This window comes from Psychrobacter sp. T6-1 (assembly GCF_052258445.1).
On sequence record NZ_JBQQFC010000047.1, the window covers coordinates 1 to 12,750 of the forward strand.

Consider the following 12,750-nt stretch of genomic DNA (forward strand, 5'->3'; position numbering starts at 1 on the left):
TGAGAAAAATGATGACGATTAAAAAAGACTTATACACTTACGAGATAGAAATAGTCGAGACGATGAGCGCTATTATAGAGGTCGTTGCCGAAGACGACTCATCAGCGATTTTAGAAGCGCGCGAAAGGTATAGAAATGAGGATATAGAACTCAACTACGATGATTTGATTGATACCAAATTTAATATTTTCGGGGTGAAATGAATGATTTTAGCAAAACCTCACCACCTCACCCGTCAACAATGTTAAATCAGATACAGGCATGATGCCGCGTACCGCATTGCAAAAGAACATCTGGCTTAGCATGGGCAAATCTTCATCTACTAGCGGACGGATGATGACAGGTTTATCCGTAGTAGCTAAGGCATCGATGATGACTTGGCGCATCACTCCTGCAACTCCAGAGCGTGCCATCGACGGCGTATACCATTGACCACTCGTTAGACCGTCCATCGAGTACGGTACGTTTGTGCCTTGATCATTAGCTTTTATGTTATCGCCCGCATCTATGAGCTGATAGAACACATTGCTCATCGTACCCTCAATCCAAGCATTGGTCACGTCGCGTACCAGCCCCTCCCCCCACTCCTTATTGGTATGTGCTTGCACGCGTTGCAGCTCGCCACTTGCCAGCACACTATCGAGTCGGTTTAGCGTTTTGAGTCCAGCGAGCGGCGGTGGCAGGCAAGCAAGCTGCGCGGATAAGCAAATAGCGCGTTTAAAGGGCTGCTGAAACACCGTGCGCCCATCTGGCAAAGACAAATGCGCTGATGTGGTGAGCGATAACGCGGAGGATTTGAGCCATATCTCACAATCTTGCCCTATATTACCAGGGCTATAACCATAGCCGCGCGTGCGCTGCGGCGTGCGAGTAATAACAAGCTTGAGCATGCCTTGATTAAGACGCTCGGCAATAGGTTGTAAGTGATGTATCAAAGCTTGCGCGTCTACACCTAGCTCTAATGCCGCGCTATGTGATATCAGGCGGGCGGCATGATAGTCTTGCCAGAGTATCATGCCATCTATAACGCCCATCGTCGTAAAAAAGCCATCGCCATAAGCCATGCCGCGATTGTCTGGCGTTAGGGCGGCAGGCTCATCTATTATTGGCTCAAAAGACGACTCATCTTGCATCGTCAGACGTATCCAAGCGCTCGACTGAACCTTCATGACTCAAAGCTCATGATACAGGCTTCATGGATTTAAGCGCCTGACTTATTGAGTATGAGCATACAGCTATAGAACTCGCACTTTGCCAGCTCGACCTTTTGGCCACCGATGGTTTCGTTTTTGATGATTTGACCGCTGAGCATATTGGCAAGCAGCTTACTGCCATCGTTACCCATCAGCTGGCGTACGACGGTATGAGATTTTTTGGCGTGATTAAGGCTCAGCTCTTTTTCGGCATCTGAGTCAGTAGGATTGGCGTAGTACCAGCCCAGCTCCAGATACTTATCTGAGTCTATGACATCTAAATAAGGCTGATCGGCTTCCATCAAGCGGTATTTGGACGCCGGATTACTCGCGTAGTCCAAGCTGTTTTCATCGGTACTGACGACGCTGCCCAAAGTAGCGGTAATACCGTCTAGATTACTTACCTCTACAGGCGTGACCGCCTCAGTGCTCCAAGTGGATACCTCGTAGACAACGGGCGTACCTTGATCACTGACAGCGCCGTCCAAATCGGTAGCGTCGGTTGAGGTCTCGACCACAACCTGCTCGGTATTCTCTGGCGTCTCAGTCTCGCTGACTTGGGTCTCAGAACCACTACAAGCACTCAATGAGAGGCCAGCGGCCATCATTATAGTCATAGCAAAGGTCTGTAAAGGGGTGTTCCACATAGGTCGTTTACTCACACTTAAGGGCTTGTCGTTATAAAGCTTAGGGTTCAAAGCTGAGGATAGTATGTTTTCTTAGAGCGTATTTAGCTGTTTTTGCGTCAGCTCGTACAAGCTACACTAAATCACTACTGCTATTGATGAGTGCAATAATTGCGCCAATCCTTAAGCGTGCAGCTCACCGTTAACGTCACTATCTATTAGTCACTGCTATCTGTTAGTCACTATATTAGCGTCGGCTATTCATGTTCGTGCTAACAGTTATTCGTGCCAACAGTTTACCTAAGTGTCCAAGCCTTGACTAGTCATGACGTTACAGATAACAATCGCTGCGAGTACAAATTTGTTAAAGGATTGTTTATCCCTTATCATAGCTTTTTATGCTTAGGATAGACTCGGTATGACTCAGCACTTTATCGTCATTGGCAATCCCATCGCTCATAGCAAATCACCCCATATTCATCAGCGTTTTGCCGCGCAGGCGCAGCTTGATATCTCCTATCAGCGCCAGTTTTGCCCCGATAGCGAGGACAGCTTTGTCGCTGTGATTGAGGCATTTTTTAACGGCGGCGGCGTGGGCGCTAATGTGACTGTACCCTTTAAACAAAGCGCTTTTGCTTGCTCTCAAGCACGTGGCGGCCTATCTGAACATGCCAAAGTCGCAGGCGCAGTCAATACCTTAATGCTCAATCAAGCGCTGTTAGATCAAGGCATACCTGCTGTTGAGGCAATCTACGGCGATAATACCGACGGTCAGGGACTCATCAATCATATCAATAGTCTTAGCTGGTCTTTGGCAGGGGCGCGAGTGGCTATTATCGGTGCAGGCGGTGCGGCGCGCGGGGTCATATTACCGCTTATCGAAGCGGGCATCACCCAGCTTACCCTTGCTAATCGCACTGTAAGTAAGGCGCAAACCTTGGTCAATGAGCTAAGCGCTGCCAGTGATCAGATTGCTCATCATGATATACAAGTCTGTACGACCAGCGAATTAAACGGTGATTTTGATATTATTATCAATGCCACCTCAATTGGCCTGACCGAGGCTACTTTGCCCTTATCTGACCAGCTAAATACCCGCTACGCCTACGATATGATGTATGGCAAAACCTTACCTTTTTTGCAGCATTTTGAGACGCGCGGCGCACAAACCTCAGACGGCTATGGCATGCTCATACACCAAGCGGCTTTGAGTTTTATGCGCTGGACGGGTCACACTGTCGATGTTGAGCAAGCTTTTGCAGCGTTAAGTGCTGATTTATAAATAGCTTTGATCATAGGTTTTAATAGTTACCAAATCTATAGAGGTTTAGGCATTTGAGCACCTATAAAATATATATTGTGACCTAACACGTCATTTAATATAACTTAAATGAATACTTGGACTATTGAAATATGAATTATATTTATGTATTGTGTCTTTGTGATCAAATAAGACTTATACTGACGCTATCACAGCTGCCCTTGTACGACGTCGATTGATTATCAGCATGATTCATTACCGATAATTATAGAGGCAGGTGGGGCTGACAATGGTGCGATTAGCACCATTTATGGGTTATTTATAAAGAAACAGTTTACAAAAAATGACCTCAGAATTCTTTTACCTATCGTATCGCTATTAGACAATAGTGACTTTCATTTATACAGCGGATTCTTTGCTGTTGGACTGATTTGAGCGAATCCATCAAAGAGACTTAATTATGTTGACTTATAAAGCACCTTTACGCGATATCAAATTTTTGATAAACGATGTTTTTGACTTTCAGACGCATTACAAAGACCTAGACAATGGTGAAAATGCCGATCCTGAAACCGTTGACATGATCTTGCAAGGCATGGCCGACTTTGCTGAGAATATTCTCTCGCCTTTGTACCAGCCTGCTGACGAAGAAGGCTGTCATTTTGAAGACGGCGTTGTGACTACGCCTAAGGGCTTTAAAGAGGCGTATGAGCAGTTCGTTGAAGGCGGCTGGCAAGGTATCTCATATCCTGAAGCCTACGGCGGTATGAACTTGCCAATGTCTATCAACCTCATCAAAGCTGAAATCATCGGTACAGCTAACTGGCCTTGGTCGATGTATCCTGGCTTATCAACGGGTTGTATCAATACGATGATGCAATACGGTTCTGATGAGCAAAAAGAGACGTACCTGCATAAATTGGTTGAAGGCTCATGGGCAGGTACCATGTGTCTAACTGAGCCGCATTGCGGTACCGACTTGGGTCAGGTCAAGTCAAAAGCTATTCCGCAAGATGACGGTAGCTACAAGCTTAGTGGCACCAAAATCTTTATCTCAAGCGGTGAGCATGACTTAACTGAGAACATCATCCATATCGTATTAGCGCGCTTACCAGATGCGCCAGGTGGTACCCGTGGTATCTCACTATTTATCGTGCCAAAATTTTTGCCAAATAGTGATGGCGAAGTGGGCGAGCGTAACGGCGTTACTTGTGGCTCTATCGAGCACAAAATGGGTATCAGCTCATCAGCGACTTGCGTACTCAACTTCGATGAAGCGACTGCCTTTCTTATCGGCGAGCCTAATCGCGGCCTAAAAGCCATGTTCACCTTTATGAACACTGCCCGTATCGGTACCGGTATCGAAGGTCTGGCTCATACTGAGCTGGCGTTTCAAAACGCACTTCCGTATGCCAAAGATCGCCGCTCTATGCGCGCCCTGTCAGGTACCAAAGATCCTGAAAAAGTAGCGGATGCCATTATTCATCACGCTGACGTACGTCGTATGCTGCTTACGCAAAAAGCCTTTGCCGAAGGCGGTCGCTCGATGATTTATCATGCGGCGCGTTATGCGGACAAAATGGCGCAAGGCGTGGCTAATGGCAATGATGAAGAGTTTGAAAAGTGGGATGACAAATTAGGATTCTACACCCCTATCCTAAAGGGCTTTTTGACTGAAACAGGTATTGAGGCGGCCAAGCACGGTCAGCAAGTATACGGTGGTCACGGCTATATCAAAGAGTGGGGCATGGAGCTGATCGCTCGTGATGCTCGTATCGCAACCATGTACGAAGGTACCACAGGTATTCAGGCGCTTGATTTATTAGGTCGTAAGGTTATCTTGCAATCTAAAGGTAAAATCATCCGTGATTACACCTCAAGCATCATGAAATGGTGCGGCGAGTATGCGCTTGATAAAGACATGCGTAAATTCGTCTGGGCACTCACCAAGCTATGTGCTGAATGGAATACGTTGACGGTACGCTTAATGCTAATGGCACGTAAAGATCGCGAAATCATCTCAGCGGCATCAGATGACTTCTTGATGTATTCAGGCTATGTGATGATGGGTTATCATTGGGCTCGTATGGCTGCAGTCGCTTATGACAAATTAGAGAATGGCGGCGTTGAAGCGCCAGAGTTCTATGAAGCTAAGATTCAAACAGCAGAATTTTACTTTGATAAGTTATTGCCACGTACTTCAGGTCACGCAGAAGCCATGGTCGCGCCAAGCGAGAGCATGATGAATATGCCTATCGATAGCTTTGCCTTTTTAGACTAGAGCTGAACTTATACCCATAAGTCAACACCCATAAGTTAATAACAAAAGCGTCTCAATTGAGGCGCTTTTTTTGACTTAAAAAATATGAATATCAAACATGCCCTAGGGTAAGTCAAAAAACTTCTTATGATAGACCGCACTAATCTCTTCAACCTCAGCGCATACTTGTATACTCGCGCGGCCTGACTGCTCATCTTTAAGTAGACGCTCAGCGGTGGTGACGATGAGCTCGCAGAGCTGATTGCGCGCAACGATATCGCGCCCTGCCATTAGTTTTAGATGCAGATAGATAAAGCCGTTTTCTTGTTCATCATCCTCCACCCCCACCAAAAACGTATCGATAGGCAGTATGCGCGCTTTGATATCCGTGCGTTTGCCAAAGTGTCCACTCTCCCAAAGTGCAAGGTTTAGCGCCCTTAGCAAAGACTCCTCATGAGGGATGGTGACGTTGGGCGTGGCTTGAACAGTAAGATGCGGCATAGGTAGTCTCTTATATATAGTGTGTTTGGGGTTCAATAAATATTAGCTCATAGAGAGCATAGCTAATATTATGAGTGTTTAGCTGTCGACAATATCTGCAAAACGGGCGTCAATCGTCTTAGCCAACTGCTGAGGAGGTAGCTCAATTTCAAGGCCGCGGCGACCTGCGCTTACGTAAATGCTTGCCTGATCAGTAGCGGCGCTATCAATAATAGTGGCTAGGCGCTTTTTTTGTCCTAAGGGGCTAACGCCGCCGAGCACGTAGCCTGTACTACGCGCCACTTGTTTGGGGTCTGCTAGTTGTACTTTTTTGCAGGATAAACCGTGATCGATAGATAAAGCTTTGGCCATTTTTTTAAAGTTTAAGGTGTTATCTACGGGCAGTACAGCAACGGCAAGCACGCCTGTGTCACTCGCTACTACTAAGGTTTTGTAGACTTGAGCGCTTGCTACGCCAAGCTTATAGGCGGCCTCGAGTCCATAAGACGCTGCATTGCTATCATGAGCATATTCATGCAATTGATAATCAAGATGCTGTTTTTTGGCAGTATTGATAGCTGGAGTCATAAGCGCTAACCATGCAAGTGAGAGTATTCATGTTGACGTCAGTATCTTGCTATTTGTACCTTAAGTGATTGAGCGACACTGAAGATAGTGAAGTGGTACCTTAAATAGTTAAGATCGACGCTGGTAAGATTATATTAACAGTGAATACAGACAGGATATATCGTTTTATAGCATTTTATGGCATCATGCCTGTATTACATTTTACAACTTTTGATACCTTATTATGATACCTAAGTTTATAAAAAAACGCCTGTTTAAAGCCCCTATTAAGGACAACTCAGCGCAGTTGATAGACAAGCCTCAAGGCAATACGCCCATCAGTCAGCTGTATCGCAAGCTGTCTGGGCAAGCGCTAGATGTCGCAGTCAAACCTAAACTGTTAGGCGAGGTCCCACAATTTGATGAGGGCGACCAAACGCTGACCTTTTATGTGCTACAAGACTATTCACGCTCTAATAGCTTACTTATTGATCTACAAACCCAGGAGCACGGTCTACCGCCAGCCTTGGTTGAAGTCGACGACAGTACACATAATGTCTATGAGAACGCGGGTATCATATTTTTGCATCATCCTAAGGCTAAAGATGATGAGCTCTCACCGCGTTTGGCACGACTGATTGCCGCTGTTTTGCAGTATCCAGATCTAAACATTCGGCTCATACCTGTCTCCATACTGTGGGGACGCGCGCCTGATAAAGAAGACTCGCTGTTTAAGCTACTCATGACCGACAACTGGGAAGACCCGGGTATTACCAAGCAGTTATTCAATATCGGGGTAATGGGCCGTGATACTTTTGTGCAGTTTCATGCGCCGCAGGACCTACGTCAAGCTATCTATAAGCGCCTGCCTGATGATTTAATAGCCGATGAGCTGATGGAGGATATATCGGAATCAGTAGCAGTCGATATTGCTGATTTAACAGCAGCAGATATTGTAAGTCCTTTTGAATCTAGTATCTCTGACACTAATACTTCTAGTATAGGTAAAGTAGATAGTGATGCTGCGCCGCACGCACTTATCACAGCCAGTGATGGTCACCGTGAGCTGGTACGCTCATTACAGCAGCAGCTTAATATTTATCTCGATAAACAGCGCGCCAGCATGCTTGGTCCTGACTTATCAGACAGACGCAATCTAGTCGATAAGCTTATCTACTCCCCTGCTATCAAACACGCGATAGAGGTTGAAGCAGCGGCGAGCGGCGTGAGTGATAAAGAGGCGCGAGCGACGGCCAAAGGTTATGCCAATGAGATGGTCAACGACTACTCCTATCAAGTGATTCGTATCTTTGATAAGTTTTTGACTTGGCTATGGACGCAGCTCTATGACGGCGTTGAGGTGCATCATTTTGAGCGCGTGCGCGCGCTGGCAACCGATCATGAGATCATCTACGTGCCTTGTCATCGCAGCCATGTCGACTATCTATTGCTCTCATACGTCATCTACAAGCGCGGCCTGAGCATCCCTTATGTCGCTGCTGGTGACAACTTGGACGTGCCTGTATTGGGGCCGCTACTGCGCGGCGCTGTGGCTTTTTACATTCGCCGCAGCTTTCGTGGTAATGCGTTATATACCGCCGTTTTGCGCGAATATATGCATACGCTTATCACGCGTAATACGCCTATTGAATACTTCGTCGAAGGTGGGCGTTCGCGTTCAGGGCGCTTACTACCGCCTAAGATGGGCATGCTCGCCATGACCATTCATAGTCAGCTGCGCCATACCAATAAACCTGTGGTGTTTATTCCAACCTACATCGGTTACGAGCGCATTATGGAAGGCGTTACCTACATTGGTGAGCTTAAGGGTAAGCCTAAAGAGTCCGAGTCGCTCATAGGTCTGCTCAAAGTCGGCCGTAAGATCGAGCGAATCTTTGGGTCAGTACATCTGAGCTTTGGAACGCCGCTACACATCGAGGACTTTATGCAAAAGTTCGATGTGCTCGCCAATAGCTTGCCCGCCGATCGTACCGATACACCGCTTGATGATAATACGAGTGCAATGGTCGATAATATCGGTATCAAGATCATGCAGCACATTAATAAAGCAGCGGTCGTTAATCCAGTATCGCTACTCTCCTTAGTATTACTATCAGCTCCAAAGGCGGCTTTGGATGAAGATATCTGCCGCGAGCAAATCGCGCTTTATCACAATATCGCCAGTCATATGCCCTACTCTGACGATACTATCGTCACCGACATGACCCCGCAGCAGATTATCGATTATGGTATCAAGCTCAAACTCATTGAACGTATACCGCACATTTTGGGTGATATCATTCAAGTTGCAGGCAAGCAAGCGGCACTACTGAGCTACTTTCGCAATAACATCTTGCATGTCTTTATATTGATGTCATTTTTAGCGGCACTCGTTGCCCGTAATGGTCGTATCGAACGCAGCCGTCTTGATAACATCGTCGAGCAGTTATATCCGTTCTTACAAAGTGAGCTGTTTTTGTATTATCCTGCACACGGATTGACGGACACGCTCAATAAAAAGATCGATAATATGATCGCGCATGGTCTTATCGTTGAGCTTAGCGATGGTATGCTAAGCACTCCTGAAGCCAATAGCAGCAGCTATCAGCAGCTACAAGTGCTCGCAACGCCTGTTGAGCAAAGCCTTGAGCGTTATTTTATGACGCTGGCCCTACTTGCGCAGCAAGGCTCTGGCAATCTAACTGAGGATGAAGTGGTCGATCTGTGTCACCTGCTCGGTCAGCGCTTATCAGTACTCTATGCTGATGATATTCCTGACTTCTTTGACCGCGCGCTGTTTACTAGTTTTGTCACCGCGCTCATACGTCTCGATTACCTCAAAAAAGATGCTGAAACAGGCGTGCTAAGCTTTGATCAGCGTATCAATGATATCGCGCAATATGCCAAATATGTGCTCAGTACTGATATCATGCAGACCTTGCAGCAAGTGGCAAGCCTCGATGAAGAAGAGATATCCCACGCCATTACTGAAATTAGCAATAAAAAACAGCGTAAGTTTGGGCGTAAGCGTTAATCCGTACTAATTACTCTATAGTTTTAATTTCTTTATAGTTTAATACAAAAAAAGACCTCTAATATTAGAGGTCTTTTTTATTGGAATAAGTCAAATAATTGGCTTAGGTACTAATCTTCTTATACTTCATGCGCTTAGGCGTTGCATCGTCACCCATGGTCTTTTTACGATACGCTTCAAACTCAGTATAGTTACCATCGAACCATACAGGGCCTTCCTCTTCAAAGGCTAAGATATGAGTCGCGATACGGTCAAGGAACCAGCGATCATGCGAGACCACCATCACCGTACCTGGGAATACTTGAATCGCGTCCTCAAGCGCACGCAAGGTTTCGATATCCAAATCGTTTGAGGGTTCATCAAGGAGCAATACGTTTGCGCCTTGCTTTAGCGTCTTCGCTAGTTGCAAGCGGTTACGCTCACCACCTGATAATTGACCGACGTGCTTTTGCTGGTCTGAGCCTTTAAAGTTAAAGCGGCCAATATAAGCGCGGCTTGGCGTCGTATAGTCACCAACGGTAATGATATCTAGGCCGTCAGACACTTCTTCCCAAACCGTCTTGCTATCGTCTAGGTTATCACGTACCTGACCGACGTAAGCGACCTTGACGCTCTCACCCAAATCGACTGATCCTGTATCTGGCGTATCGCGTTCAGTAATCATGTTAAACAAGGTGGTTTTACCCGCCCCATTTGGACCGATAATACCGACAATAGCACCTGCTGGTACGTTGAAACTCAAGTCTTTGTACAGCAAACGATCGCCAAATGATTTAGAGATATCGTTGACTTCGATGACTTTATTGCCAAGGCGTGGACCTGGCGGGATATAAATCTCCGAGGTCTCATTACGCTTTTGAAATTCCGTTGAATTTAACTCTTCAAAACGCTGTACACGAGATTTGGACTTCGTCTGTTGACCTTTTTGATTCTTACGGATCCACTCAAGCTCTTTTTTCAGCGCTTTAGCGAAGGATTCTTCTTGCTTATTTTGCTGCTCTAGACGCGTGTTCTTCTGCTCTAGCCACTCCGTATAGTTGCCTTCGTACGGATAGCCATGGCCACGATCTAGCTCCAAGATCCACTGCGCGACGTTATCTAAGAAATAACGGTCATGGGTAATAGCCACGATAGTACCGCTGTAGTTCTGTAAGAACTGCTCAAGCCAAGCGACAGATTCGGCGTCCAAATGGTTAGTTGGTTCGTCAAGTAATAGCATATCAGGACGTGATAGTAGCAAACGGCATAGTGCTACGCGGCGTTTTTCACCACCAGATAGTTTGCTGACATCAGCATCCCATGGCGGCAGGCGCAAAGCATCAGCAGCTTTTTCTAATTGAGTGTTTAGGTTGTGGGCATCCCACGCTTGAATGATGTCCTCCATCTTGCCTTGTTCCTCAGCAAGCTTATCAAAGTCTGCATCAGGTTCGGCATATTCAGCATAGATAGCGTCCAGACGAGCTAGCGCATCTAACGCTTCACGCATGCCGTCTTCGACATTACCACGGACGTCTTTACTATCATCAAGCTGTGGTTCCTGCGGTAAGTAACCGATTTTGGTGCCCGTTTGCGCGCGTGCTTCGCCGCTAAATTCGGTATCTACGCCTGCCATGATACGTAGTAAGGTTGATTTACCCGAACCATTGATACCGAGTACCCCGATTTTGGCACCTGGGAAAAATGATAAATTAATATTTTTTAGAATCTCGCGCTTAGGCGGAACAAGTTTTGACACGTTGTTCATCGTGTAGATATATTGAGCCATTGATACTCCGATGGACTACCTAGAGAGAGCAATTGGGCGCGCATAATGCTTATCATGCGAGTAGCAACTGCTTTGGAATAAGATATAAATTGTCTGCCATTATCGCATTGTCCTCTAGCCCCTGCAAGCTGAGAGCTTGTTTTCTGGCAGGTTCAGTCGTTTTTGCAGGCTGTCGTCTTTTTTTTGCATAAAAGCAGTCATTAAAACTCGGGCTTTACAATAATAATGATAGCTAAGCGTAGGCGCTGATAGATTTCTGTTTTATAAGTCCTACAAAATTTTGCATCAAACTTACTATAGAATTAATCAATAAAGTCTATTATGTTAATATAACTTAATAAATTAGTGCTGCTGTTTAAACTATGATTAGCCTAATAATGATAGTTTTGAGGTAGTAAATGTCGGCAGTGACGCTAAGTTAAAGGGGCTCTATTTATGTCAACTGGCTACCATCCTGAGCTTATTCAGCGCGCTTTTATAGACTTTGTTGGTACTCGCGTGCACCCCTTTTGGTCTTTGACGTCTCCTAAACTACGCTTATTAGCCAAGCATAGGCTAGGCGATAATCTAGTCGCGCTTCAATTTGAGACCAATTATGCATTTCGTCAGCAATCGGGAAATAACTGGGATGGTGGGCAACATCTTAGTCTTATTGTACCGATTGACGGTGTTCGTCATCAGCGCCAGTACTCGATAGTTGGACTCCCGCAGCAGCCGTTATGGTGGCATAGCAAAAAGGTGCAGACACTAACTATAGCGATAAAGGCTCAAGGTTTGGTCTCTCAACATTTAACGCAGCAAGCAGCGCTTGGTGATGTATTTGAGTGCAGCACTCCAAGCGGTAGTTTTATACTGCCATCTGCTCTAGATGACTCTGCGCCCATATTATGTATTGCCAGTGGTAGCGGTATTACGCCGATGTTAGGACTGATAACTCAAGCCCTAAAGAGTGGGCGGACGGTTACGCTACTGCATTACAATCGTACGCCTATACTGACGTCTTTTTGGTCAGTATTGGCATCGACTTATCCTGCGTTTCGTTATCATTTGATAATCACTAAAGATTCTAGTACTTATCTTGCCAGTAGTCGTCATCTAAATACTCAGAGCTTGTTATCACTAGGACTGCCACTTGAGCAAACGCAAGTATATGCCTGCGGCGCGCAAGAACTGTTATCAAGTTTATATCAAGCAGCAAGCGAGATTGATTTAGACGACGTATCACTGCGTGATAATATCACTGTAGAGCGCTTTGGCAGTAGTGATTTTGGATATAGTAAAGAGCAAAGCGCGGCTGATATCGTAGAGCGAACCATATCTCTACGAGCGCGCCAGCGACAGTTCACAAGTGATACTACTTTACTTGCTGGTGCTGAAAAGGCAGGTATACGTCTGCCCTATGGTTGTCGTCAAGGTATCTGTCATTTATGCCGCTGCCAAAAAATCAGTGGTCAAGTCAAAAATATTCAGACAGGCTCAATTAGTAGTGATGGTTTTGAGTCCATTCAGACTTGTATTACAGTGCCTTTAACAGACGTCGTGCTCGACGTTTAACTCAGTAACT

The 12,750-nt window shown here is 45.9% G+C and carries 10 protein-coding genes; 5 read left to right on the forward strand and 5 right to left on the reverse strand.

Features of this window, described 5'->3' with window-relative positions; genetic code table 11:
- The coding region (locus ACTXGO_RS04720; RefSeq protein ID WP_443573502.1) for a DpnD/PcfM family protein at positions 1 to 203 on the forward strand (203 nt) is incomplete at its 5' end.
- Between the two features lie 6 nt (positions 204 to 209).
- Here ACTXGO_RS04720 and ACTXGO_RS04725 read toward each other — a convergent pair.
- Both ACTXGO_RS04725 and ACTXGO_RS04730 read right to left on the reverse strand, forming a co-directional pair.
- Entirely contained in the window at positions 210 to 1,169 is a 960-nt protein-coding gene (locus tag ACTXGO_RS04725) for an aminotransferase class IV (protein ID WP_443541174.1), read from the reverse strand.
- 32 nt (positions 1,170 to 1,201) lie between these two features.
- On the reverse strand, positions 1,202 to 1,855 hold the full coding sequence (locus tag ACTXGO_RS04730; protein WP_443573503.1) for a hypothetical protein: 654 nt from the start codon (positions 1,853 to 1,855) through the stop codon (positions 1,202 to 1,204).
- 382 nt (positions 1,856 to 2,237) lie between these two features.
- Between ACTXGO_RS04730 and aroE the strand changes: the two genes are divergently transcribed.
- Both aroE and ACTXGO_RS04740 read left to right on the forward strand, forming a co-directional pair.
- Entirely contained in the window at positions 2,238 to 3,101 is an 864-nt protein-coding gene (gene aroE / locus ACTXGO_RS04735; RefSeq protein ID WP_435950065.1) for a shikimate dehydrogenase, read from the forward strand.
- A gap of 439 nt (positions 3,102 to 3,540) precedes the next feature.
- Positions 3,541 to 5,361, forward strand: coding sequence for an acyl-CoA dehydrogenase C-terminal domain-containing protein (locus tag ACTXGO_RS04740; RefSeq protein ID WP_435950064.1), 1,821 nt, complete (start codon positions 3,541 to 3,543; stop codon positions 5,359 to 5,361).
- A gap of 102 nt (positions 5,362 to 5,463) precedes the next feature.
- Here the strand turns inward: ACTXGO_RS04740 and ACTXGO_RS04745 are convergent, their stop codons facing one another.
- Together ACTXGO_RS04745 and ybaK are read right to left on the reverse strand one after the other, a co-directional pair.
- Complete coding sequence (locus tag ACTXGO_RS04745) at positions 5,464 to 5,841, reverse strand: 5-carboxymethyl-2-hydroxymuconate Delta-isomerase (protein WP_443573505.1); 378 nt, start codon at positions 5,839 to 5,841, stop codon at positions 5,464 to 5,466.
- A gap of 78 nt (positions 5,842 to 5,919) precedes the next feature.
- Positions 5,920 to 6,408, reverse strand: coding sequence for a Cys-tRNA(Pro) deacylase (gene ybaK, locus ACTXGO_RS04750; RefSeq protein ID WP_443573506.1), 489 nt, complete (start codon positions 6,406 to 6,408; stop codon positions 5,920 to 5,922).
- A 223-nt stretch (positions 6,409 to 6,631) separates the two neighbouring features.
- Between ybaK and plsB the strand changes: the two genes are divergently transcribed.
- Entirely contained in the window at positions 6,632 to 9,421 is a 2,790-nt protein-coding gene (plsB, locus tag ACTXGO_RS04755; RefSeq protein ID WP_443573507.1) for a glycerol-3-phosphate 1-O-acyltransferase PlsB, read from the forward strand.
- Between the two features lie 103 nt (positions 9,422 to 9,524).
- On the opposite strand, the gene ettA is transcribed toward plsB, so the two are convergent.
- Positions 9,525 to 11,186: an energy-dependent translational throttle protein EttA gene (gene ettA, locus ACTXGO_RS04760; RefSeq protein ID WP_317199620.1), complete on the reverse strand. Its 1,662-nt coding sequence runs from the start codon at positions 11,184 to 11,186 to the stop codon at positions 9,525 to 9,527.
- Positions 11,187 to 11,621: 435 nt separating this feature from the next.
- Here ettA and ACTXGO_RS04765 point away from each other — a divergent pair, with 435 nt between their 5' ends.
- Positions 11,622 to 12,740 (forward strand): flavin reductase family protein, encoded by a 1,119-nt coding sequence (locus ACTXGO_RS04765; RefSeq protein WP_443573509.1) that lies wholly within the window; start codon positions 11,622 to 11,624, stop codon positions 12,738 to 12,740.
- The last annotated feature ends 10 nt before the right edge of the window (positions 12,741 to 12,750 follow it).